Below are 22720 nucleotides of genomic sequence, written 5' to 3'. Positions count from 1 at the left end.
CCGTGACCCCCACCGCCGCCGATCTCGCCGCGATGCGCCGTGCGCTCGCGCTGGCGGGCGACGCCGCCGCGCACGGGGACGTGCCCGTGGGTGCGGTCGTGCTCGACGCGGAGGGCTGCGTGATCGGCGAGGGCCGCAACCTCCGTGAGGTCACGAACGACCCGACCGCGCACGCCGAGGTCGTCGCGCTGCGCGCAGCCGCCGCGCACCTCGGGACGTGGCATCTGGCCGCGTGCACGCTCGTCGTCACCCTCGAGCCCTGCGTCATGTGCGCGGGCGCGGTGCTGCAGGCGCGCGTGCCGCGCGTGGTGTTCGGATCGTGGGATGCCAAGGCAGGCGCCGCCGGATCCCTGTACGACGTCCTCCGCGACCGGCGTCTGCCCCACCGCGTGGAGGTCGTCGGCGGGGTCGCCGACGACGCGGCATCCGCCCTGCTGCGCGACTTCTTCGAACACCGCCGCGACTGATCCGCGACGGCGCGGGCGCGGCCGCGACCAACCCGGGTCAGCGCGGAAGCAGCGGCAGCAGGTCCGCGCCGATCTCGTCGGCCTGATCGACGTCGCGCAGGTCGAGGAGCTGGAAGTAGACGCGTTCCGCGCCCAGCTCCTGCAGGCGTTCGACCTTCGCCGCGATCTCCTCGGGCCGTCCGATGAGATTGGCGCCGTTGTCGAACTGGGCGCGCGACTGGCCGATGGCCGCGGTGCGGCGTTCGATCGCCCCGTCGTCCGCTCCGACGATCGTCGGAAGTGCGACCGAGAGCTTCAGGCTCGCGGGGTCGCGGCCGGCCTCCTCGCAGGCGGCCCGCACGACCGCGAACTTCTCGGCGATGACGTCCTCCGGAACGAATCCGATGTTGAACTCGGTGGCGAAGCGAGCGGCGAGCGCGGGGGTCCGCTTCGGACCGCCGCCACCGACGATGACCGGCACCGGCGACTGGACGGGCTTGGGCAGGGCGGGCGCGGCATCCAGGCGGTAGTGCTGTCCGTCGAACGAGAACGTGTCACCGACCGGGGTCGACCACAGGCCCGTGACGATCGCGAGCTGCTCCTCGAGCAGGTCGAAACGGCGTGGGGGGAACGGGATGCCGTACGCGGCATGCTCCCGCTCGAACCACCCCGTGCCCAGGCCCAGCTCGACTCGACCGCCCGACATGGCATCCACTTGCGCGACCTGGATCGCGAGGATGCCGGGAACGCGGTAGGTGACCGAGGAGACGAGTGTGCCGAGTCGGATGCGGGATGTCTCGCGGGCGAGGCCGGCGAGGGTCGTCCAGGCGTCGGTGGGCCCGGGGAGCGCGTCGCCCTCGCCCATTCGCAGGTAGTGGTCGGAGCGGAAGAACCCGTCCAGCCCGTGGGTCTCGGCGGAGCGGGCGAACGCGAGCTGGTCGTCGTAGGAGAAGCCCTGCTGGGGCTCCGTGAACAGGCAGTACTCCACGGGGACCTCTCAGTCGGCCGAACGCAGGATGATCGCCTCGGTGGGCGGGGCGGGGTCGGCCGGACGTCCCACGTAGCCGATCACCGTCAGCAGGGCCTGACGGAACTGCGCCGGTCGCTCGAGATGGGGGGCGTGCCCGGCACCGTCGATGGCGATCTCGGTGACCTCGCCGCCCGCGGCGGCGTACGCGTCGAGCACGTCACGCGTCTGCGACACCATCGGTTGGGCGGGTGCGATTTCGTCCCCCGGCCAGTCCGGGACGATGCCGAGGGCGCCGAGGTGGTTGAAGTCGTAGAACGAGGCATCCGACACGATGGCGTCCGCGGTCCCGTGGATCCAGAGGATCGGCGGCTTCTCCGCGAGGTCGACGATGTTCGAGACATCGAAGTGCTTGGGCGCCATGGTGTTGAGCACGCCGATGGTCCCGGCGGCGAAGCCGGGCCAGTTCGGCGACGGCACGAAGTCGCCGGGGTAATTGCCACCGGCCGTGGAGGTCGTGAGCATCGACTCGACCCAGACGTCTTCGTGGTCGCTCGTGTATCCGGGGGCGACGTAGCCGGAGCGGAAGACCGAACGCGGGGAGGTGGGCGCGGAGTCGGTCGTGTCGTGGTCGATGAGGCGCTGCACGAAGTCGGGGTTCGCGCCTCCTGCGCCGACACCGGCGTCGTCGTCGGTGAGCCGCGACCCGTCGCGGCGCGTGCCGCCGAAGCCGTAGGGCGACACCGGCGCCTGAAGAGTGAGCGACAGGACCGGGTGATCGAGGGCGTACTGCATCACGACGCCCCCGCCCATCGACCAGCCCACGAGATGCGCGGTCGGGATGCCGAGGGCGGTGAGCGCGGCGTACAGGTCGTCGCTGAAGTCCCGCACCCCGCGGGTCGCGTCGATCGGCGCGTGCTCGGTTCCCCCGAAGCCGCGGAGATCGACGGCGAGGACCCGCAGCTCGCTCGGCAGGTCCTGCATGATCTCCTGCCAGAACAGCGAGGACGAGACGTTCCCGTGGACGAACACGACGGTCCGTTCGGGGGCCGTCGCCGGATCGTCGGCCGAGCGCTCGAGCACGTTGACGCTCAGCCGACCGGTCTCGACCAGGCGCGAGGTGATGCCGTCGAAGAGAGTCATAAGGGTCCTCCGTGTCGCTCGCGTCCGCTCCGCTACGGGCGCGCTCCGACTCTAACGCGCGCCCCTTTCCGCCGCACTCAGGGTTCGTAGACTTGCGTGCATGACGGATGCCACCCCTTGCCTGCCCCCGCTCGCGTTCCTCGGCGCCGGTTCCATGGGAGGGGCGATCCTCCGCGGCCTCGTCGCGGCCGGCCTCACGGGCGGGGGAGCGGGCGGAGGAGTGATCGCGACCAACCGCTCGGTCGCGAAGGCATCCGAGCTCGCCGAGCTGGAGGGCGTGACGAGCGTCGCCCTCGACGCTGACCCGGAGGGCAACGCCACCGCCGCGGCATCCGCCGAGGTCATCTTCATCGGCGTCAAGCCCGCCATGGTGCCCGACCTGCTCGACGAGATCGTGCCGCACCTTCGTCCGGGCGCCGTCGTGGTGAGCCTTGCGGCGGGGGTGACCTTGGAGACGTTCGCGCGACACCTCGGCGACGGCGTCGCGACGCTGCGCTCGATGCCGAACACCCCCTCGCTCGTGGGCAAAGGGGTGACGGGTCTCGCGGCCGGCGCCGCCGCGACCGCGGACGACGTGGCGCTCGTTCGCGCCCTGTTCGAGACGGTCGGCCACGTCGTCGAGATTCCTGAGTCGCAGATCGATGCCCTGTCCACCATCTCCGGCTCGGGTCCCGCCTACGTCTTCCTCCTGATCGAGGAGTTCACGAAGGCCGCCGTCCGCATGGGCTTCGACGACGCCGCCGCGCGCCTCCTGGCCGAGCAGACCTTCATCGGCGCGACGGCGCTGCTGGCATCCTCCGATGTCGATCCGGCCGAGCTGCGCCGCCGCGTCACCAGCCCCAAGGGCACGACGGAGCGCGCGGTCGCCGTGCTGCAGGACGCGCATCTCGACGACGTCTTCACCGACGCCGCCGAGGCCGCGCTCGCTCGCGCGAAGGAACTCGCCGCCGGGGCGTGACATGCGGCTGCGATTCGAGGGAGTGATCTGGTACTGGCGCGGACCCGCGCCGTTCCACTTCGTCACCGTGCCGCCCGCCGAGGCCGCAGCCATATCCGAGGTCGCGCCGGTGGTGACGTACGGCTGGGGGATGATCCCCGCCGCCGTCACGATCGGGGCGACCCGCGTGACCACGGCGCTCTGGCCGAGGGACGGGGCCTACATCGTGCCGATCAAGAAGGCGCTCCAGGATGCCGAGCACCTCGGCGTCGACGACGTGGTCACCGTCGAGCTGGAGATCGACGCGTGACACGCTTCCCCCGGTGATAAACGCTTCCTGCACCGGGAAACGCTCTCAGAGCGCGTTTCTCGGGGCGGAGAGCGTTTATCGCGGAGGGAAAGCCCGTCAGCGGTCGAGTGCCGCGAACCGCTCGATGTCGCTGTTCGTCCCCGAGACGATGATCAGGTCGTGGTTCGTGACGACGGTGTTCGCCTCGGCGTAACGGAACGGGCGGCCCGGGCTCTTCACGCCGACCACCGTCACGTTGTACTTCGTGCGGACGCCCGACTCGTTCAGGCCCACGCCGCGCACGAGCTTCGGCGGGTACATCTTCGCGAGCACGAAGTCGTCGTCGAAGCGGATGAAGTCGAGCATGCGTCCGCTGACGAGGTGCGCGACGCGCTCGCCGGCCTCGGCCTCGGGGTAGATGACGTGGTTGGCGCCCACGCGCGCGAGGATCTTGCCGTGCGACTGCGACACGGCCTTCGCCCAGATCTGCGGCACCTTCAGGTCGACGAGGTTCGCGGTGATGAGGACGGATGCCTCGATGAGGGAGCCCACGGCGACGACCGCGACCTGGAAGTCCTGCGCGCCGATCTGGCGGAGGGCGTCGATGTTGCGTGCGTCGGCCTGAACCGCGTGGGTGACGCGCTCGGACCACTTCTGCACGAGGTCGAGGTTGCCGTCGACGGCGAGCACTTCGCGGTCGAGGCGGTCCAGCTCGCCGGCGCACGCCGCGCCGAAGCGGCCCAGCCCGATGACGAGGACGGGCGCGTCGCTGCGGATCCGTTCAACCAACGATCGGCCTTTCAACGGGCAGCGCGTACAGCTGCGAGCGGGAGGATGCCGCGACGGCCGCGGCGAGTGTCACAGTACCAATGCGCCCCATGAACATCGTCACAGCCAGCACGTAGACGGCGGGGTCGGGGAGTTCCGCGGTGAGCCCGGTCGAAAGTCCCACGGTGGCGAAACCGGAGATGACGTCGAAGAGGACGTACTCGATCGGCGCGTCGGTGATCCGGCTGATGGTCACCGTCGAAAGCGCCACGATCGTCGCGCCCCACGCCACCACCGAGAGCGCGACGCGCTGCACGTCGCTCGGGATCCGACGGCCGAACGCCTCCACCGCGGGCCGTCCCTTGGCTTCGGACCAGACGGCGAGGGCCAGGACGGCGAGGGTGGTGACCTTGATCCCGCCGGCCGTGGATGCCGAGCCGCCGCCGACGAACATGAGCATCGAGCCCACGACGAGCGTGGCGCCGTTGAGGTCGCCGATGTTCACGACGGAGAATCCGCCCGATCGCGTCATCGCGGACAGGAAGAACGCCTGGAAGGTGGTGTCCCACGCGTCCATGCTGCCGAAGGTCAGGGGGTTGTCGTATTCCAGCAGCAGAATGACGCCGGCTCCGGCGACGAACAGGACGACCGTCGTGATGATCGTGAGCTTGGCGTGCAGCGACCAGAGGCGGAACCGCCACCAATGACGCCACAGCGTGAAGATCACCGGGAAGCCGATCGATCCGAGGAACACCCCGATCATGAGGACCGTGAGCAGGTAGTAATCCCGCGCGAACGGGAGGAGTCCGTCCGCGTTGGGGACGAAGCCGGTGTTCGTGAACGCCATGGCCGCGTAGTACGGCGCCTCCCACAGGGCCACGATCGGATCGATTCCCCCGATGATGAGCGACGGGTAGATGAGGACGGCGAGACCTGCCTCGATGACGAGGGTCGACAGGGCGACGGTGCGCAGCAACTGGCCGACCTCGCCGAGGCGGATGGTCTGACCCTCGTTGACCGGACCGCCGTGGGCGCGGAGCGGGTTGCTGTCGCCCGCGGCGATGAGTTTCGCGCGCAGGCCCAGGCGCTTGGAGATGACCAGGCCCAGGATCGATGCGAGGGTCAGGACGCCCAGGGCTCCGACGTTCACGCCGAGATACGTGATCACGCGCCCCAGGGGGGACCAGTCGCTGTACATGTTCACCGTCGACAGGCCCGTGACGCAGATCGTCGACACCGCGGTGAACAGCGCGTCGGCGAACGGGGTGCGCTGGCCGTCGGCGGCCGCGGCCGGCAGCGAGAACAGCGCGGTGAAGAGCGCGATCAGGATGACGAAGACCAGAACGGCGAAACGGGCGGGGGATGCCGTGGTCAGATCGCGGAGTCCGTCCCATGCCCGGAACGCGATGCGCCGTGCGCGCATCGACATACTCACCTCTTCGGGCGTCGCCGCCATGCGTCGCTCCCTTCGGGGGTGGAACCCGAATCATGGTACTCGGCCGGGGTCGCGGCTAACCTAATGCCATGGCGGACATCTTCGACGTGATCGCTGACGGCACGCGTCGCGACATCCTTCAGCTTCTCCTGGATCGCGCCACCGGCGGCGAGCGGGGGACGAGCGTCTCGCAGATCGTGCATTCCCTGGGCGTGAGCCAGCCGACCATCTCCAAGCACCTCAAGGTGCTGCGCGAGGCCGAGTTGGTGTCGGTGCGCGAGGAGGGGCAGCACCGGTACTACAGCCTTGCGGTGGCCCCGCTGGACGAGGTCGACGACTGGCTCGTCCCGTTCTTCTCCGTCGACGTCGAGAACGAGCCGGCGCTGCCGGAATCCGCCGTCCACGCGGCCGAAGTGGTCGGACGCGCGGCCGCCTCGGTGAAGCACTCCGTCGCGTCGGCCTTCCGCAAGCTGCCGGGCCGCTGACGCAGGGCGCAGCCGCGGGCGCGTGGCATCCGATACAAACACGAGTCACAGAAGCCCCATAGGTTTACAGCCGTCCCGGCCAGACCCTAGAGTGTGACCCACATCAGAGGGTGAAGGTCACCCGCGGCGAAGGGTGATCGATGGCGGAGCTGCCCGACGTGCGTTTCCTGACGGTCGCCGAGGTCGCCGAACTCATGCGCGTCTCGAAGATGACCGTCTACCGGCTCGTGCACGCGGGCGAACTGCCCGCCGTCCGCTTCGGCCGGAGCTACCGGGTGCCCGAGTCCGCCGTCGCGGAGGTCGTGCAGCGCCCGGTGGCCGACGTCGGCTAGACTGATCCGAGGCCTTTTTCCAACGCCTACCCGTTCCCGGGCGCCGACATCGGCACCCAGACCCCGACTTAGTGAGGTTTTCCGTGGGTTCTGTCATCAAGAAGCGCCGTAAGCGCATGGCGAAGAAGAAGCACCGCAAGCTGCTTCGCAAGACTCGTCACCAGCGTCGCAACAAGAAGTAACGCGACCACCACCGAGCGCCTGTCATCCGACGGGCGCTTCGTGTATGGGGCATATGACCACTCCGTCCTGCGAGGAGCAAGAATGCAGTCCATCTCGGTCCACGACCTGCACGACGGACGCGACCGTCCCCTGATCGACGTGCGCGAGGTCGACGAGTTCGCCGCGGGCCACGTGCCCGGTGCCGTGAACCTCCCGATGTCGACGCTCGGCGAGAACCTGGACCAGCTTCCCGATGGGGCCTTCGACGTGATCTGCCAGGCCGGCGGCCGCTCCGCGCGGGTCGTCGAAGCTCTGACGGCGCGCGGCCACGACGCCACGAACGTCGAGGGCGGCACGGGCGAGTGGATCGCCTCGGGGTACGACGTCGAATCCTGACGCCGACGCGCTCTTCTAGGATGGGAGCGTGACGACCCTCACGCTTATCGGCAAGCCCGACTGTCATCTCTGCGACGTCGCAGAGCAGATCGTCGAGACTGTCGTGGCCGAACTTCCCGTCGACGTCGCGGATCGCGTGGTCATCGACCAGGCCTCGATCACCGAGGATGCCGCCCTGTACGAACGGTGGTGGGAGAAGATCCCGGTCGTCCTCATCGACGGGGAGTTGCACGCGCACTGGCGCCTCTCCGCCGATCGCCTCCGTGCTGCGATCCTCGCGGCCGACCACGAAGGAGCCTCCCGGTGAGCATCCGTCACATCGTTCTCTGGAAGCTCGCGGCGGACGACGCCGACACGCGTGCCCTGCACGCGGAGCAGATCGAACAGCAGCTGCTGTCGCTGCGGGGCGAGATCACGGAGATCGAGCACCTCGAGGTAGGCCGGAACGTCGCCTATCCGCAGGCGAACTGGGACGTGGCGCTCGTGAGCGAATTCACCGACGTGGAAGCGCTCGAACGCTATCAGGTGCACCCCGCGCACCAGGAGGTGGCGGCGTTCGTCCGCTCGGTGGTCGCCGAGCGCGCGAGCATCGACTTCCCGGGCTGATCCCGGCGGTCAGCTGAGCGGTCGCGTCGTCACCGGTAGCGGCGCAAGGGCGATGCGCACGCGCGCGTGGTCGGTGAGCCGCATGTCCGCCCCGTGATCGACGTGGACGAGGCTCCCGTCATCCGTGCGCACGAGCGAACGCCGCACGTGGCCGAGGAATCTGCTCTCCTCCACGATCGCGTTCACACCCGGGGTGTCCGGACCCACGAGGACGACGTTCTCGGGCCGGATGAGGACCTCGCAGTGCCCGTCGTGCGCGGTCGCGGCGAGCGGCAGGTGCTGGCCCCACACGTCCACGACGGTACCCTCGACGATGCCCGGAACCGTGCTCACCGGCCCGAGCACGGCGGCGACGGCCGGTTCGGCTGCGCGGGCGTAGACCTGCTCGGGCGTCCCGTCGGCGGCGATGCGTCCGCGATCGAGGACGACGATGCGATCCGCCACCGCGATGGCTTCGGCGGTGTCGCGGGTGACCCAGACGGTGGTCGTCCCGCGACGGCGCAGCTCGCGCTCGACCGCGTCGCGCAGCCTTTCACGAGCGGACGTGTGCAGGGCGCTGAGCGCGTCGTCGAGGACGAGCGCCGGCGACTCGGTCGCCAGTGCCCGCGCGATCGTCAATCGTTGACGGTCGCCGCGGGAGAGGCGTCGCACCGAGGCGTTCGGGTCGCGGAGTTCGACGAGAGACAGGAGGCGGTCCTGCTCCTCCGCGGCGCGGGGGTGACGGCTGCGGGAACGGACGGCGTCGCGTACCCGTCCGAAACGGGGGGCGGCGTCGGAGAAGACCGAGGCCAGGCGCGGCGCTTCCGGCCGCGGGCGTCCGTCGATTCGCACTTCGCCCGTGTCCGCGCGCTCGCTCCCGGCGATGATGCGCGCGAGAGTCGTCGCCCCGCACCCGGACGCTCCGATGATCGCCAGGATGGTGCCGGGTGCCAGGTCGAGATCGACGTCGTCGACGATCCGCTCGCCCGCACGTGTGCGTCCCACACCGACGAGCCGAATGCTCCAACCCGCGCCGGAAGAGCCGTCCGCGGGGACGGTCAACGCGGCGCTGTCGACGACCATGCCGAAACGGTACGCGCGCGCAATGACCACACCCGACCCGGGGAGTGAACCTCGGGGGTCGGGAGGGGGAACTCAGGGGGCCAGACGCGTCGGTCCGCGGAAGAGGTAGGTCACCTCGCGGATCGAGGACTCACCGAGCAGCAGCATCAGCAAGCGGGCCAGCCCCATGCCGAAGCCGCCGTGCGGGGGCACCCCGTAGCGGAAGAAATCGAGGTAGTGCTCGAGGCCCGCGGGGTCGAGTCCCTTCTCGATCGCCTGCTCCTCGAGCTTCCCGATGCGGTGCTCGCGCTGCGCGCCCGTCGTGATCTCGGTGCCACGGTAGAGGAGGTCGTAGCTCTTCGTGAGGCCGGTCTCGGGATCGCGCATGTGGTAGAACGGCCGGATCCCGGCGAAGTACTCGGTGACGAAGACGAAGTCGTGGTCGAACGTCTCCTTGACGTACGCCGCGACGCGCCGCTCGCTCTCGGGGTCGAGATCGCCGTCGGCACGGGGGTTGTCGTACCCGCTCGCTGCGACGACCTCGCGGGCCTGGGTGAGCGTCAGCCGGGGGAATGGCAGCGCGGGAACGGTCACCTCGAGGCCGAACAGCTCCTCGATCTCCGCGCCGTGCTTCTCTTTCACCGCCGTGAACGCGAACGCGAGGAGCTCCTCCTGCATCCGCGCGACGTCCTCGTGCGAGTCGATCCAGCTGATCTCGGCGTCGATCGAGGTGAACTCGGTCGCGTGGCGGCTCGTGAAGCTCGGGTCGGCCCGGAAGGCATCCGCGATCTCGAAGACCTTGCCGAAACCGGCGGCCTGCGCCATCTGCTTGAAGTGCTGCGGGCTCTGGGCGAGGTAGGCGGTCTGGTCGCCGAAGTAGTCGAGCTGGAAGAGCTCGGCGCGCGACTCGGACGGGCTCGACATGAGCTTCGGGGTGTGGATCTCGATGTAGTCGCGCTCGACCCAGTACGTGCGCATCGCGTGCTCGAGGGTCGTCTGGACCCGGAAGATCAGGTTGTTGCGGCGCTGGCGCAGGTCGAGGAAGCGCCAGTCCATGCGCTTGTCGAGACCGCTGTCGGCGGCGATCGGGGTCTCGGGGTGGGCCGCCGCGGCGATCTCGAGCTCGCCGATCTTGATCTCGACGCCGCCGAGCTTCACGCGCTCGTCGTGCTTGAGCTCACCGTGGACGGTGAGGAACGTGCCGTTGGCGAGCCCGCCGACGGTCTCGGTGAGGGCAAGGGCCGCGGCATCCTGTTCCCCGGCCTCCTCGGACGGACGGGTCGCCGGGTTGACCAGCTGCACCGCGCCGGTCTCGTCGCGGAGGACGACGAACTGCACCTTCTTCTGATCGCGCACGGTCTCGACCCATCCGGACACCGAGACGGGGCCCGCGGGGAGGGATTTCAGCTGCTGCACCAGAACGCGTTCACTCACGAGAAGCCAGTCTACGTGCGGCACGGGCTCGGCCTTCCGCGTCAGCGGCCGGAGCCCGCGGTCAGACCCGCCTTGACGTGCCGCTGGGCGGCGAGGATGACAACAAGGGCGGGCACGCTCGCGATGAGCGAGGCGGCCATGGTGGCGGCCCAGGTGTTCAGGTTGGAGTTCGACAGCGCGAGGATCAGCACCGACATGGGGTACATCTCGTTGCGGTTCACCAGGGTCAGGCCGAACAGGAGGTCGCCCCAGCTGAAGAGGAAGGCGAACACTCCGGCCGTCACGATGGCGTTCCGCGACAACGGAACGACGATGCGCCACAGCGTGCCGAGGGCACCCAGCCCATCGACGGTCGCGGCCTCGATCACCTCGGTGTCCAGGCGGAGCATGAACGCCCGCATCACGATGACCGCGAACGGCACGCCCGCGGTGGCGTTGGCGAGGATCAGGCCGATGAAGGTGTTGAGCAGACCCCAGGAGTTGAACATCGCGTAGAACGACGTCGCGAGGACGACGCTGGGGATCATCTGCGCGAGCAGCAAGAGGATCAGGGCGATGCTCACGGCCCGCGAGCGGAGGCGGCTCAGCGCGTAGGCGGCCGGAATCGCGACCAGGAGCGTCACGAGCACGGATCCGAGCGAGACGAGGATCGACACCCGCAGTCCACCGAGGCCCGCGTCATCCAGTGCCTTTTCGTAGCCGCCGAGGCCGGGTGAGGTCGGGAACCACGCGGTGTCGGCGGAGTTGGCGGAGGGTTGCAGCGAGGCCGACACCATCCAGTAGACCGGGAAGAGGTAGACCGCCAGGACGATGACGGTGACCACGGTCCACGTCCAGCCCCGCCGGCGCCGGCGCACGGGCGCGGCGGTGGGGGCGGGTTCGGCGGCCACGACGGCGGGGGTGGACGGCAGGGTGGCGGTCATTCGTCACGCTCCCGGCGTAGGGACATCACGGTGTAGACGATCGCGAACAGGATGCTGATGCCCAGCAGCAGCATTCCGTACGCCCCGCCGAGTCCGAACTGGAACTGCTGGAAAGCCTGCCGGTACGACAGGAGCCCGAGGGTCACGGTGCTGTTCGCGGGGCCACCGGCGGTGAGGACCAGGACCAGGTCGACGATGAGCAGCGTGTAGACGACGCTCATGACCACGAGCACGGAGATCACCGGCCAGATCGTGGGGATCACGATGGAGAGGAGCCGGCGCCAGGCTCCGGCGCCGTCCAGCTGTGCGGCCTCGAGCTGTTCCGCGGGGACCTGCTTGAGCGCGGCGCCGAGGATCGTGGCCCAATACGGCAGGCTCGCCCAGACCGCGACGACGATGACTGCCGGAAGGGCCGTGGCGGGGTTGGCCAGCCACGGCTGGGAGGGGAGTCCGAGCGAGGCGAGCACGTCGTTGATCGGGCCGTCGCCCGCCAACAGCGACTTCCAGACGGTGGCGACGACGACCGCGGGAAGCAGCCACGGCAGAAGGATGAGGGTGGGCAGCCACCGGCTGCCGGGAAAGCGTCGGGCGAACAGCAGCGCGAGAGCGAGACCCAGGACGAGCTCGACGACGACCGAGACGATCGTGATCGTGAGGGTGTTCGCGAGGGCGCGGAAGGTGACCGGCTCGGAGAGGATCGCCTCGAAGTTCGCTGTGCCCACGAACGGAGCGCGGCCGGTGATGAAGGTCCCCGTGGTGAAGTTCGTCGTGCTCATGTACACGCCGTAGCCCAGGGGGAAGAGGAAGAAGACGACGAAGAACACGATCGCCGGGGTGAGGAACCCCCACAGCTCACCGCGCTGACGCGCCGCCAGTGAACGCCGGAACCGGCCGGGGGTGCGAGCCCCCGGCCGGCCGGTCGTCGTCAGCGTGTCCGCCGTCACTTGCCGCTGGCCTGCTCCAGCGCGGCCTGTGCCGTCTGACCGCCCACGGTCGCGCCCTGGATGGCGTCGACGTACTGCTGCTGCAGGGTGTTCCATTCGGTACCCAGCTGTGCGGAGTTGTAGGCACCGTCGACCGACTCCACGAACGGAGCGGCCGAGGGCACCTTCTCCACGAACGCGTCCTGCGCACTGGTCAGCGCGGGGATGTAGCCGCCCTGCACCGCGGTGTCGATCTGGTTCTCCTCGGAGGCCCGGCACTTCACGAGCGCGGCGGCAGCGGCTTCCTTCTTGGCATCCGCGTTCGCCGCGACGCCGTAGACGTAGCCCAGGAGGTTCACCTTCGGCGACTCACCGGACGTGGCCGTCGGGAACGGGAACGTCCCCCACTCGAACGGGATCGAGGTGTCGACGAGGTTCCACGGTCCCGAGACGGTGAGGGCCGCAGCTCCCGAGGTCCACTGGTCGATCGAGTCCCAGCCCCAGTTGACGAACTCGGAGGAGAGGGAGCCGTTGTCCACGAGCTTCTTGTAGAGATCGACGGCGTCGACCGCCCCGGCGCCGGTGGGGTCGGCGGGGTCGCCGCCGGCGGAGAGGAGGAAGGGCAGGAAGTAGACCGGGGTCGATCCGTCGCCGGCGATGCCGGGGAGGACGATGCCCTTCTGCGTCGGGGTGGTGAGGGAAGCGGCGAGCGTGGCGAGGTCGTCGAACGTCTTCGGCGCGGTCTCGGCCACACCGGCCGCGGCGAAGGCGGCCTTGTTGTAGAAGATCGCGTAGTCCTCGACCTGCACCGGGAGGCCGTAGAGCGTGCTGTCGTACGTTCCGAGGTCGGCGACGCTGTCGGCCAGCCCGTCGGTGGTGACGTCGTACTGGCTCAGGTCGGCCAGCACGCCCTGCGAGGCGAGCTGGGGGAGCTGCGTGTCGGTGGAGAGGAGGGCGACGTCCGGGAGGGCCTTGGCCCCGGCGGCCTGCAGCAGCTTCGTGGTGTAGTCGCCCGACTGGGTCTGAACGTCGACCGTGATGCCGAGGTCGGCGGCGCACGATTCGAAGTACTGCTTCTGCAGGCCCTGGTAGGGCTCGAAGTCGATGCTGTTCCACACCGTGAGAGAGACGCCGTCGAAACCGTCGGTGGCGACGGGAGCCGCCTGGCCGCCGGAGCAGGCGGTGAGGGCGAGGGCGGCGGTGAGGCCCGCCGCGGGCAGGGCGACGCGACGCAGTCGCTGAGCCGTGGATGCCATGAGTGTGTCCGTTTCCCGACGACGCCGGAGGCGCCGGTCGACATGTGCTGTGGGGGCACGGGTCTGGGCAGCCCGCGTCCTGTCTCACTTTGAAGTGTTCATGTGACGAACAGGGAACCAGCGTGTCACGCGGTGTAACACCGCGACGTGTCGACGTCGGCGACCGGGCAGGGTGAGAGCATGGCATCCCCTTCTTCCGCTCCCTCCGTCCGTCGCGTTCTGGTGGACACCGACACCGGTCTCGACGACGCTCACTCGCTGATGTACCTGCTGGCTCAGCCCGACGTCGAGATCGAGGCGATCACGACGATCTACGGCAACACGCCCGTCCACGACTCCGCGCGGAACGTGCGCACGGTGCTGCGGTTGGCCGGGCGCGAGGACATCCCGGTGCACCTCGGCGAGGCGGCCCCGATCGAGGGAGAGGCATCCATCGCCGATTTCGTGCACGGCACGGACGGCCTCGGCGACCGCTTCGAGCGCGCCGAGCTGCGCGTGGAGGAGGAGAGCGCGGTGGATGCCATCGTGCGCATCGCCGCGGAGCACCCCGGCGAGATCGATCTGCACCCTCTCGGGCCCCTCACCAACATCGCCCGGGCTCTCGAGCGTGACCCCGACCTGTTCCTGAAGTTCCGCTCGGTCGTGATCATGGGCGGCGCGGGACCGTACCCCGCGCCGGGCGGAGCGACGCTGACGGATGCCAACACGGCGAACGACCGCCGCGCCGCCGAGATCGTGTTCGGGGCGCGCAACGCGGGCAACGTCGTCATGGTGGGCGTGAACGTCACGGCCACGGCGATCCTGGACGAGCATGTCCTCGCGGTTCTGCGCGGCGTCGGAACGCCGTGGGCGACGTTCGCCGGGGAGGTGCTCGACGCGTACAACGACTTCTACCAGTACAAGTGGGGCCGCCGGATCTCGTCCGCCCACGACGGACTCGCCACCGTGATCCTGCACCGGCCGGAGATCGTGACGAACTGGATCGAGGGCCCCGTCGACTTCACGCCGTACGGTGGTTCGCTCGCGACGCGTATCGCCCTCACCCACGACGGTCTTCCGCTCGCGTGGGGGACTCCCGAGGGGCCGACGATCCGCGCGGTGACCGCGTTCGACGGCACCGAGTTCCTGCGCCGGTTCGTGCACGCGCTTTCGACGGGACCGGCACCGCGAGGCTGACCCGCCGCGGCCGTCAGTGACGTGCGGCGCGCGCCGGGTGGTCGTCGCCGAGACGGTCGCGCCGGTCGTCGCGGAGGCGCGATTGGAACGTGCCGTCCTGCGGGAACCCGCCGTAGAGCCCGCGCTCGCGCAGCGCCGGCACCAGCAGCTCGGCGAAGTCGTCGACCGACCCCGGCGACAGGAACGGATGCAGGAGGAACCCGTCGACGCCGGACTCGTCGACGAATGCGTCGATCGCATCGGCGACGTCGTCGGGGGTGCCGAGGAAACGGTCGTCCGCGAACGCCGTGACTCTCGAGAACTGGCGACGGACGTCTCCCGCGGTGAGCACCGGGGCGTCGCCGCGCGTCTCCTTCGTCTGCGTGGCGTTCGTGGCGCGCTTGACCAGCGGCTCGTCGTCGGCGTACTGCGAGAAGTCGATGCCGCCCCAACCGGCGTACGCGGCCAGCTGCGCCTCCGCGGCGTAGTGGGCCTGGAGGGAGTCGATCTTCTCCTGCACGCCGATCGCGGTCGGTGCCACGACGAGGTTCATCCCGACCACGGCCCGGATCTGCGAGGCATCCCGCCCCAGCTCCTTCGCGCGGCGACGGATGCCGGCGAGTCCCTCGCGCACGGCCACGGGGTCGGAGTCGCCGACGAAGATCAGCTCGGCGTGCCGCGCGGCGAACTCGCGGCCGCGCGGCGACCACCCGGCCTGGATGATGACGGGGGTGCGCTGCGGCGACGGGGTGACCAGGTGGGGACCGGCGACCCGGAAGTGCTCGCCGACGTGGTCGATGCGGTGCACCTTCGCGGGGTCGGCGAACACCCCGGATGCCTTGTCGCCGACGAACGCGTCGTCGTCCCAGCTGCGCTCCCACAGGGCGTACGCGACGTCGAGGAACTCGTCGGCGCGGTCGTAGCGGCTGTCGTGCGCCATGACGTCGAGCCCGAAGTTGGCCGCCGCGCCCGGGAGGTAGGAAGTCACGACGTTCCAGCCGATGCGTCCGCCCGTGAGGTGGTCGAGCGTCGAGAAGCGTCGGGCGTGGGCGAAGGGGTGCTCGTACGTCGTCGACACCGTGGTGCCGAAGGCGATGCGGTCGGTGACCGCGGCCAGGGCCGGGATGTGCAGCATCGGGTCGAGGGCGGGGATCTCGACGCCGTGCCGGATCGCGGTCTCGGCCCCGCCCCGGTAGGTGTCGTAGAGCCCGAGCACGTCGCCGAAGAAGAACAGGTCCATGCCCGCGTCCTCGACGCGCTGAGCCTGGTCGACCCAGTACCGCAACGACGTGGCCGACAGTCGGTCGTCGGCGGGGTGGGTCCACAGGCTCGCCGCCGATGATCCGTTGCCGACGCAGGCCTGCTCGTACAGGCCGAAAAGCAGGGGGCGGGGGTCAGACATGCGCGGTGGTCCGTTCGTGCTCGGGGAAGGTCGTCCAGCGGGTGCGTCCGCCGACGACGGTGAGGGATGCCTCGGCGGGACCCGCCTCGACGAGCTCGGCGAGCGCATCCCGCGGCGCGGTCGAGGCGACCGGGAAGACTGCGAGATCGGCGCGGGCTCCGACGCGGAGCACGCCGGTGTCGTCCAGGCCGAGGGCGTGCGCCCCGCCGGAGGTCGCCGCGGCGAACAGGCGGGCGTGGAGGTCGTCGTCGGCGTACCCCTGGGCGCGCGCGATGTCGTGCAGCGCCGCGACGTCCTGCCACGGCGACAGGCTGGGGGAGGACGACAGGGAGTCGGTGCCGACGGCGATCGCGTTGCCCTCGCGGAGGTACGCCGCGACCGGGGCCGGGTCGAGGCCGATCACGGCGTTTGAACGGGGACACAGGGCCACGCTGACCCCGCGCTCGCGCAGAAGTGCCCGGTCGTCGGCATCCACGTAGATCCCGTGCGCGAGGTGCGTCGTCGGGGTCAGGGCGCCCAGGTCGTCCAGGTACCGGATGACGCCCGTGCCCACGCCGCCGTCGCGCAGGAGCGCGAACTCGCCGCGGCCGTTCGCGCGCCAGCGCTCGGCGAGGTCGCCCGTGCCGGAGCGGACGTACGCGTCCTCCCAGGCGGACTCCGCGGCGTGGATGTGCTGGCGCACCCCGAGCTGCTGCGCCAGGCGCGCCAGGTCGCGGAGGACCGCGGTGTCGAGCGAGTAGATCGCGTGCGGCGACAGGCCGGTCGCCGGCGGGGTGGGGAGCGCCGCGAGCTCGGCACGCACGGTGCGCTCGCCGGTTTCGGTCCACGTGCGTTCGGTCCAGCCGAGGACCTCCCAGAACGCGATGCCGTGGAGCCCCGCGTCGTGAACCGCCGAACCGGCCGCCGCGTCGGTGACGATCTCCGCGACCGCCGTCGTGCCCGAGCGCAGAGCCAGCGCGGCGCCGGCGGCCGCGGAGGCGCCCCAGTCGCGCGGGACGGGGTACAGCTCCATGAAGGCGCTCATCCACGCCTCGAAGCCGTCGTGCTCGGCGAGTCCGACGGCGGCCATGTCGCTGTACTGCAGGTGCGTGTGCGCGTTGACGAGCCCGGGCGCGAGCACGCCGTCCCACTCGCGCAGGTCGGTGTCCGGGCCGGCGTCGGTGACCACCGCGTCCACGGGACCCACGGCCACGATGCGGCCGTCGGCCACGGCCACGGCCCCGTCCGCGAGCGGGGCGGAGCCGGGGGACAGGACGACCGGAGCGCGGTGGACGACGACCGTCACTCCTCGCCCTCCTCGGGGTTCCACGCCGCCAGGAACGCCTGCTGCGCCGCCGACGGGGCATCCAGCGTTCCCCCGAACGAGGCGAGGGCGATGGCCGCCACCTCGTCGTCCGCGGCTCGGGGCAGCTCGTGGACGCCCGGCGCGAGGTCGGGGGTCGCGAGCACGTGTGCCACCGAGGCGAGCTGGACCCCGAAGGAGAGGTCCATGATCTCCACCGGATTCCCCTCGGCGGCGCTGACGTTGAGGCAGTTGCCGTCGTCCAGCACGCGGACCTCGGCTCCGCTCGGCATCCGGAGCACCGAGACCGAACCGGTGCGCGAGGTCTCGACGGCCCCCGCCGCGCGTGCGGCATCCAGGGCGATCTCCTGGCCGACACCGCCGCCGACCGCCACGACGGCACCGCTGCGCAGCGCGTCGAGATGGGCGACGTCGATCGTGTGACGGATGCCGGTCGCCGAGATGACGATGTCGGCGAACCGGACCGCCTCGGCGAGGGTGCGCACCTCGAACCCCGCGAACGCGGCTTGCAGCGCGGCGACGGGGTCGGTCTCGGTCACGACGACACGCGCACCGAGGGCCGCGGCGTGCTGGGCGATGCCGGTGCCGACACGTCCGAACCCGACGACCGCGACGGTCGCGCCACGGAAGGAGCGGTCGGCGACATCGGCGACGGCGAACACGACCGACTGGCCCGTGCCGTGCATGTTGTCGAACAGCGACTTGGACCGGGCGTCGTTCGCGGCGACGACGGGGATGCGCAGCGCCCCCTCGGCCTCCATGCGGCGCAGGGGTCGCACGCCCGAGGTGGTCTGCTCCGTGGCTCCGCGCATGTCGGCGACGACATCGGGTCGCTCGAGATGCGCGAGGCGGATGGTCGATGCGCCGTCGTCCACGATCACGTGCGGCCGATGGTCGAGCAGAGCGAGGGCGTTCGCGCGGTCCTCGACACGGTCGGCGTCCGCGCGGGCGTAGACCGGGATGCCCGCGTGCGCCAGCGCCGCCGCCACCGCGTCGTCGGTGTTGCGGCCGGCGGAGGTCACCGTCACCTCGGCACCGGCCTCGGCGAGCGCGAGGGCGATCGTGGCCGTCTTCGGCTCGAGCACGTCGGAGACGCCGATGCGCACCCCCGCGACGGTGCCCTCGCGGGTCAGGCGGTCGGCGAGCGCGGTCGTCACGGGCATGTGCGCGCGAGCCCACTCGATACGGTCGTGCCCCGCGCGCCACAGCGACGGGTCGGCGATGCGGCCGCTCACGGGGTCACCGCCGTGGCGAACGCGTCGTCTCCATCGACGCGGGTGCGGGCGAGCAGTGCCGCGGTGAGAGCGTCAGCGAGATGGAGCTGCGCGGCCGTCGGGCGTTCTCCGTCGACCGGGAGGGGGGAGGGCATCTCCACGAGGGATCCGTTCGCGGTCGCGCGCACGTGCGGGCGCGGGGACGGCAGTGCCGTGGCATCCACGGGCCGCGGAGCGGCATCCGCGACGAGCCCGGGGGCGTCCGTCGGCAGGATGCCGTCGTGACCGGTGCCCGTGAGGATCGTGAGGGGCGCGGCGCTCGCCGCGACGACAGCCTCGACGCGGACGCCGTCGAGCCGCGCGGCGAGCCGCTCGACCGGATCGTCCGTGGCCCGCACCACAGCCGCCCCGAGGCGGCGCAACACCGTCGTGAGTGTCGCGGCGAGCGGACCGTCGCCGACGATGCGCACGGTGCTCCCGGCGAGCGTGAGGTTCGTGCGGGCCGACAGGGCGAGCACGACCTGCTCGGCGCGCACCTGCGCGTACAGGATGCCGAAGGCGCGCCACGCGAGCGGGTCCGGCGCCGCGGGGTCGTGCACGACATCGACGTTGGCGGTCGCGCGGAGGTCGGCGCGCACGGAGGTGGGCAGGGCGGGGAGCGCGCCGCCGTAGGGGAGGACGACGGGTTCGACCGGTCGCGCGTCGAGGAACGACCGCGCGACCGGGAACACGCCGCCCAGCCCGGCGGGGGCGGTGGACGAGGAGGACGACACGGCTCGAACGTAGGACGAGGAGGGCGTTCGACGCGAATCAATGACGCCGCATCTCTAGGATGTCGCCCGTGACCTTTTCCCTCCCCCCGGAGTCGTACCGGATGCTGCGGCCCGAGCAGCCTCCGCGCCCCGCGCGACGGGGATGGGATCTCGCGCTCACGATCGTCCTGCTCGTGCTGCTCCCGCTCGCCGCGCTCGCGTGCTCGTACGCCGGGTTCTTCCTGACGTTCGCGTCGGATGCCTGCGGGGCGGTCGCCTGCGATGAAAGCCTGATGAACTTCGGCCTCTGGTTCGCCGTCATCGCCCCGTGGGGCGTTCTGCTGGTCGCCGTGGTGGCCGCGATCGTCCGGCTCGTGCGGCATCGCATCACCTTCTGGGTGCCGCTGGCGGGCATCGTCCTCATGGCCGCCTTGTGGTTCGTCGCCGCCGCGATCGTGAGCGCCGGGATCTCGGCATCCTGACCCGTTCCCAGGTCTCGCGGAGGCGACGGCTCTAAGCTTCGGGCGGGCGTCCGGACGGGCGGCCGATCACCGAGCGCGAAGGCACCCGATGACCGACAGCACCCTCACCCTGGGCGGTACGCCGTCCCTGCGCGGCGCGTCCGCCGACACATCCGGCGACCAGTCGTGGCTCACGTCGCTGGCCGACTGGACGGTCTCGCTCATGGAGATCATCGGTCCCATCGGCGCGGGGGTCGCGATCGCGCTGGAGAATCTGTTCCCCCCGCTGCCGAGCGAGGTCGTTCTGCCGATGGCGGGTCTCACCGCCAGCCGGGGCTCGTTCACCCTGTTCGAGGCGCTGCTGTGGACCACGCTCGGATCCGTCGTGGGCGCGTTCGCCCTCTACGGACTGGGGCGGTGGCTCGGAGCCGCACGACTGCGCGCCATCGCCGCGAGAATCCCGCTGCTCCACCCCGAGGATGTCGACCGCACCGTCGCGTGGTTCGAGCGGCACGGGGGCAAGGCGGTGTTCTTCGGGCGCATGGTGCCGATCTTCCGCAGCCTCATCTCGATCCCGGCGGGGGTGGCGAAGATGCCGCTGTGGCGGTTCGGTCTGCTGACCGCGGCGGGCAGCCTGATCTGGAACACGATCTTCGTGCTGGCCGGGTACCTGCTCGGTGAGAACTGGCACGTCATCGAGCAGTACGCCGACATCCTGCAGTACGTCGTGATCGCGGGGGTCGCAGTGGGCATCGCGTGGTTCCTGTACGCGCGAGTCCGGTCGCTGCTCGCCTCCCGCCGCGAGGTCTGAGGACCGGCATCCGGAGGTAGGACGGCGTCGAACCAACGGGGCTGCTCGCTCAGCCGGCCCACAAGACCCGCCCATAGACTGGATGCCGTGCCCGCCGACCGCCTCCATCTCGTGCGCCACGGGGAAGTCCACAACCCGCGCCGCGTGCTCTACGGTCGGCTCCCCGGATTCGGACTCAGCGTCGACGGCCGCCGCATGGCACGGCAAGCCGCGCAGTACGTGCACGAACTCGAGCGTCCGATCGGCGCGCTCGTCGTCTCGCCCCTGCAGCGCACGCGTGAGTCCGCGGAACCCTTCGTCCAGACATTCGGCATCGAGCCGTTCATCGACGACCGCGTCATCGAGCCGACGAACGTGTTCGAGGGTCGGCGGATGAAGCAGGCGCTCGCGAACCCGCTGAACTGGCGCCATCTGTCGCGCCCGGCCGTGCCCAGCTGGGGCGAGCCGTACGAGCGGATCGTCGCGCGCATGACCGAGGCGATGAACGACGCCTGGGACCGAGTGCCCTCCGGCGATGTCGTCGTCGTGTCCCACCAGCTGCCCATCTGGGTCACGCACCTCGCCCTCTCCCAGCAGCCCACCCGCCACGACCCCCGCAAGCGCCGCTGTGCGCTGTCGAGCGTGACGAGCTTCGAGCGGCGAGACGGCGCCGCCGGTTCCTCCCGCTGGGTCGAGGTGGCGTACGCCGAGCCGGCCGCGACGGCCGGAGCCGTCGACGTAGGAGCCGTGTGATGCGCCGAATCCTCTCCGCCACAGCTGCGCTCGCGCTCCTGGTGGGCCTCGCCGCGTGCAGCGCCGACCCGCTCGCCGAGCAGTACCGCGCGGGCGACAACAAGGGGTACATCGCGGCCAACGGCTTCCAGACGAAGGAGATCGCCCCCGAGAACCGGGGCGAACCCGTCGACTTCGCGGGCACGCTCGACAACGGCTCGGCCGTCTCCAGCGCCGACTACGCCGGCAAGGTCCTCGTCGTGAACTTCTGGTACGCCACGTGCGGTCCGTGCATCATCGAGGCGCCGCGCCTCGAGCAGGCCTATCAGTCGTTCCAGGGCCAGGACGTGGCGTTCCTCGGCATCAACACGTACGACCAGCCCGCCACGGCGCTCTCCTTCGCGCGCGACAACAACGTGTCCTACTCGAGCGCGATGGCTGTGAGCGACGCCGAGCTCAAGCTCGCCTTCGCCGACAAGACGTCGATCAACGCCACGCCCACGACCCTCGTCCTCGACCGCGAGGGCCGCGTCGCCGCGCGTGTCATCGGCGAGTTGCCCGAGGCATCCATCCTCGAAGCGATGGTGCGCACCGTGCTCGCGGAGAGCGCGTGAACCCGGGAGCTCTCGTCTTCGACGGAGCACTGTGGCTCGCCCTCCCCGTCGCCCTCGCGGCGGGGCTGATCTCGTTCCTCTCCCCGTGCGTGCTGCCGCTCGTGCCGGGGTACCTCGGCTTCATCGGGGGCGCGGTCGCGCCGCGCGGGGGATCGGCATCCGCCCCGGGTCGCTCCCGTCTGGTCTTGGGAACACTGCTGTTCATCGCGGGCTTCACCCTCGTGTTCATGGCGGTCAACGTTCTCGGGGGGACGGCCGGGCAGTTCTTCGTCCGGTACGCCGACACGATCACGCGCGTCATGGGCGTGGTCATCATCCTGCTCGGGCTCGTCTTCATCGGGGTCTTCGGGCTCGCGCAGCGGACGGTGCGCTTCCAGGCCCGCAGCAACCTCGGACTCATCGGGGCGCCGCTGCTGGGCATCGCGCTCGGCGTCGGTTGGACGCCCTGCATCGGCCCGACCCTGACGGCGATCCTCTCGGTGTCGTACAACCTGGGCGACCCGGGGCGGGCCGCCCTTCTCGGTTTGGCGTACTCGCTGGGGCTCGGCATCCCGTTCCTGCTCCTCGCCCTCGGCTTCGGCTGGGCGACGCGTTCGGTGGCGTTCGTCCGCCGCCACATCCGCGTCGTCAACCTCATCGGCGGCGCCCTGTTGATCGTGCTCGGCCTGCTGATGGTGACCGGGGTCTGGGGCGCGTGGATGTCGACCCTGCAGGGGGTGATCGGCCGTGTCCAGCTCCCGCTCTGACCGAGGAA

The 22720-nt window shown here is 70.6% G+C and carries 28 protein-coding genes; 15 read left to right on the top strand and 13 right to left on the bottom strand.

Going from position 1 to position 22720, the window contains the following annotated elements; genetic code table 11:
* Positions 1 to 32: 32 nt before the first annotated feature.
* Positions 33 to 467 (top strand): tRNA adenosine(34) deaminase TadA, encoded by a 435-nt coding sequence (tadA, locus tag AC3WLZ_RS13580; protein WP_492470993.1) that lies wholly within the window; start codon positions 33 to 35, stop codon positions 465 to 467.
* Between the two features lie 37 nt (positions 468 to 504).
* On the opposite strand, the gene AC3WLZ_RS13575 is transcribed toward tadA, so the two are convergent.
* Positions 505 to 1434, bottom strand: a complete 930-nt coding sequence (locus tag AC3WLZ_RS13575; RefSeq protein ID WP_412925440.1) for an LLM class F420-dependent oxidoreductase — start codon at positions 1432 to 1434, stop codon at positions 505 to 507.
* 9 nt (positions 1435 to 1443) lie between these two features.
* Positions 1444 to 2556: an alpha/beta hydrolase gene (locus tag AC3WLZ_RS13570; RefSeq protein WP_412925439.1), complete on the bottom strand. Its 1113-nt coding sequence runs from the start codon at positions 2554 to 2556 to the stop codon at positions 1444 to 1446.
* A gap of 100 nt (positions 2557 to 2656) precedes the next feature.
* On the opposite strand from AC3WLZ_RS13570, the gene proC reads away from it, so the two are divergent.
* Together proC and AC3WLZ_RS13560 are read left to right on the top strand one after the other, a co-directional pair.
* Positions 2657 to 3514 (top strand): pyrroline-5-carboxylate reductase, encoded by an 858-nt coding sequence (gene proC / locus AC3WLZ_RS13565; RefSeq protein WP_492470376.1) that lies wholly within the window; start codon positions 2657 to 2659, stop codon positions 3512 to 3514.
* Between the two features lies 1 nt (position 3515).
* Complete coding sequence (locus tag AC3WLZ_RS13560) at positions 3516 to 3803, top strand: DUF1905 domain-containing protein (protein ID WP_492470375.1); 288 nt, start codon at positions 3516 to 3518, stop codon at positions 3801 to 3803.
* Positions 3804 to 3899: 96 nt separating this feature from the next.
* Here AC3WLZ_RS13560 and AC3WLZ_RS13555 read toward each other — a convergent pair whose 3' ends face one another.
* Positions 3900 to 4571 (bottom strand): potassium channel family protein, encoded by a 672-nt coding sequence (locus AC3WLZ_RS13555; protein ID WP_022877902.1) that lies wholly within the window; start codon positions 4569 to 4571, stop codon positions 3900 to 3902.
* Positions 4564 to 5979 carry a TrkH family potassium uptake protein gene (locus AC3WLZ_RS13550; RefSeq protein ID WP_492470992.1) on the bottom strand — a complete coding sequence of 472 codons (1416 nt, stop codon included), beginning with the start codon at positions 5977 to 5979 and terminating at the stop codon, positions 4564 to 4566. The genes AC3WLZ_RS13555 and AC3WLZ_RS13550 overlap by 8 nt, the downstream gene beginning before the upstream one ends.
* Before the next feature lie 95 nt (positions 5980 to 6074).
* Between AC3WLZ_RS13550 and AC3WLZ_RS13545 the strand changes: the two genes are divergently transcribed.
* The 6 genes from AC3WLZ_RS13545 to AC3WLZ_RS13520 all read left to right on the top strand — a co-directional run bounded on the left by AC3WLZ_RS13545 (position 6075) and on the right by AC3WLZ_RS13520 (position 7966).
* Positions 6075 to 6470 (top strand): ArsR/SmtB family transcription factor, encoded by a 396-nt coding sequence (locus AC3WLZ_RS13545; RefSeq protein WP_412925436.1) that lies wholly within the window; start codon positions 6075 to 6077, stop codon positions 6468 to 6470.
* 140 nt (positions 6471 to 6610) lie between these two features.
* Positions 6611 to 6802 carry a helix-turn-helix domain-containing protein gene (locus tag AC3WLZ_RS13540; RefSeq protein ID WP_412925435.1) on the top strand — a complete coding sequence of 64 codons (192 nt, stop codon included), beginning with the start codon at positions 6611 to 6613 and terminating at the stop codon, positions 6800 to 6802.
* Positions 6803 to 6885: 83 nt separating this feature from the next.
* The gene (locus AC3WLZ_RS13535) at positions 6886 to 6984 is read left to right on the top strand and encodes a 30S ribosomal protein bS22 (protein WP_003792170.1); all 99 of its coding nucleotides are present in this window, start codon (positions 6886 to 6888) and stop codon (positions 6982 to 6984) included.
* 82 nt (positions 6985 to 7066) lie between these two features.
* Complete coding sequence (locus AC3WLZ_RS13530; RefSeq protein WP_412925434.1) at positions 7067 to 7360, top strand: rhodanese-like domain-containing protein; 294 nt, start codon at positions 7067 to 7069, stop codon at positions 7358 to 7360.
* Positions 7361 to 7388: 28 nt separating this feature from the next.
* On the top strand, positions 7389 to 7667 hold the full coding sequence (locus tag AC3WLZ_RS13525) for a glutaredoxin family protein (RefSeq protein ID WP_412925433.1): 279 nt from the start codon (positions 7389 to 7391) through the stop codon (positions 7665 to 7667).
* On the top strand, positions 7664 to 7966 hold the full coding sequence (locus AC3WLZ_RS13520) for a Dabb family protein (protein ID WP_492470374.1): 303 nt from the start codon (positions 7664 to 7666) through the stop codon (positions 7964 to 7966). The genes AC3WLZ_RS13525 and AC3WLZ_RS13520 overlap by 4 nt, the downstream gene beginning before the upstream one ends.
* Positions 7967 to 7975: 9 nt before the next feature.
* Here AC3WLZ_RS13520 and AC3WLZ_RS13515 read toward each other — a convergent pair whose 3' ends face one another.
* From AC3WLZ_RS13515 to AC3WLZ_RS13495, 5 genes are all read right to left on the bottom strand, one after another.
* Positions 7976 to 9028: an ABC transporter ATP-binding protein gene (locus AC3WLZ_RS13515; protein ID WP_492470373.1), complete on the bottom strand. Its 1053-nt coding sequence runs from the start codon at positions 9026 to 9028 to the stop codon at positions 7976 to 7978.
* Between the two features lie 72 nt (positions 9029 to 9100).
* A complete protein-coding gene (aspS, locus tag AC3WLZ_RS13510) occupies positions 9101 to 10441 on the bottom strand; it encodes an aspartate--tRNA(Asn) ligase (protein ID WP_492470372.1) in 1341 nt (446 codons plus the stop codon).
* A gap of 41 nt (positions 10442 to 10482) precedes the next feature.
* Positions 10483 to 11364, bottom strand: a complete 882-nt coding sequence (locus AC3WLZ_RS13505) for a carbohydrate ABC transporter permease (protein WP_492470371.1) — start codon at positions 11362 to 11364, stop codon at positions 10483 to 10485.
* On the bottom strand, positions 11361 to 12308 hold the full coding sequence (locus tag AC3WLZ_RS13500) for a carbohydrate ABC transporter permease (protein ID WP_412925428.1): 948 nt from the start codon (positions 12306 to 12308) through the stop codon (positions 11361 to 11363). Before AC3WLZ_RS13500 ends, AC3WLZ_RS13505 begins: the two co-directional genes overlap by 4 nt.
* On the bottom strand, positions 12305 to 13543 hold the full coding sequence (locus AC3WLZ_RS13495) for a sugar ABC transporter substrate-binding protein (RefSeq protein ID WP_492470370.1): 1239 nt from the start codon (positions 13541 to 13543) through the stop codon (positions 12305 to 12307). The genes AC3WLZ_RS13500 and AC3WLZ_RS13495 overlap by 4 nt, the downstream gene beginning before the upstream one ends.
* A gap of 180 nt (positions 13544 to 13723) precedes the next feature.
* Here AC3WLZ_RS13495 and AC3WLZ_RS13490 point away from each other — a divergent pair, with 180 nt between their 5' ends.
* A complete protein-coding gene (locus AC3WLZ_RS13490; RefSeq protein WP_412925426.1) occupies positions 13724 to 14719 on the top strand; it encodes a nucleoside hydrolase in 996 nt (331 codons plus the stop codon).
* Between the two features lie 13 nt (positions 14720 to 14732).
* On the opposite strand, the gene AC3WLZ_RS13485 is transcribed toward AC3WLZ_RS13490, so the two are convergent.
* From AC3WLZ_RS13485 to AC3WLZ_RS13470, 4 genes are read right to left on the bottom strand one after another with little or no spacing between them, the layout of a single operon-like run.
* Positions 14733 to 16100, bottom strand: a complete 1368-nt coding sequence (locus tag AC3WLZ_RS13485; RefSeq protein WP_492470369.1) for an NtaA/DmoA family FMN-dependent monooxygenase — start codon at positions 16098 to 16100, stop codon at positions 14733 to 14735.
* On the bottom strand, positions 16093 to 17385 hold the full coding sequence (locus tag AC3WLZ_RS13480) for an amidohydrolase family protein (protein WP_492470368.1): 1293 nt from the start codon (positions 17383 to 17385) through the stop codon (positions 16093 to 16095). The genes AC3WLZ_RS13485 and AC3WLZ_RS13480 overlap by 8 nt, the downstream gene beginning before the upstream one ends.
* Positions 17382 to 18638 (bottom strand): adenosylhomocysteinase, encoded by a 1257-nt coding sequence (locus AC3WLZ_RS13475; RefSeq protein WP_492470367.1) that lies wholly within the window; start codon positions 18636 to 18638, stop codon positions 17382 to 17384. The genes AC3WLZ_RS13480 and AC3WLZ_RS13475 overlap by 4 nt, the downstream gene beginning before the upstream one ends.
* Positions 18635 to 19390: a hypothetical protein gene (locus AC3WLZ_RS13470; protein ID WP_412925422.1), complete on the bottom strand. Its 756-nt coding sequence runs from the start codon at positions 19388 to 19390 to the stop codon at positions 18635 to 18637. The genes AC3WLZ_RS13475 and AC3WLZ_RS13470 overlap by 4 nt, the downstream gene beginning before the upstream one ends.
* Positions 19391 to 19458: 68 nt before the next feature.
* On the opposite strand from AC3WLZ_RS13470, the gene AC3WLZ_RS13465 reads away from it, so the two are divergent.
* The 5 genes from AC3WLZ_RS13465 to AC3WLZ_RS13445 all read left to right on the top strand — a co-directional run bounded on the left by AC3WLZ_RS13465 (position 19459) and on the right by AC3WLZ_RS13445 (position 22712).
* Positions 19459 to 19851, top strand: a complete 393-nt coding sequence (locus tag AC3WLZ_RS13465) for a hypothetical protein (RefSeq protein ID WP_412925421.1) — start codon at positions 19459 to 19461, stop codon at positions 19849 to 19851.
* Between the two features lie 88 nt (positions 19852 to 19939).
* On the top strand, positions 19940 to 20641 hold the full coding sequence (locus AC3WLZ_RS13460; protein WP_412925420.1) for a DedA family protein: 702 nt from the start codon (positions 19940 to 19942) through the stop codon (positions 20639 to 20641).
* A gap of 87 nt (positions 20642 to 20728) precedes the next feature.
* Positions 20729 to 21373: a histidine phosphatase family protein gene (locus tag AC3WLZ_RS13455; protein WP_412925419.1), complete on the top strand. Its 645-nt coding sequence runs from the start codon at positions 20729 to 20731 to the stop codon at positions 21371 to 21373.
* Positions 21373 to 21966 (top strand): TlpA family protein disulfide reductase, encoded by a 594-nt coding sequence (locus tag AC3WLZ_RS13450; protein ID WP_412925418.1) that lies wholly within the window; start codon positions 21373 to 21375, stop codon positions 21964 to 21966. Before AC3WLZ_RS13455 ends, AC3WLZ_RS13450 begins: the two co-directional genes overlap by 1 nt.
* The gene (locus AC3WLZ_RS13445; protein ID WP_412925417.1) at positions 21963 to 22712 is read left to right on the top strand and encodes a cytochrome c biogenesis CcdA family protein; all 750 of its coding nucleotides are present in this window, start codon (positions 21963 to 21965) and stop codon (positions 22710 to 22712) included. Before AC3WLZ_RS13450 ends, AC3WLZ_RS13445 begins: the two co-directional genes overlap by 4 nt.
* Positions 22713 to 22720 lie beyond the last annotated feature (8 nt).

The sequence above is a fragment of the Microbacterium sp. FW305-3-2-15-F-LB2 genome (assembly GCF_058787255.1).
This window is presented reverse-complemented; position numbering and strand designations above follow the sequence as displayed.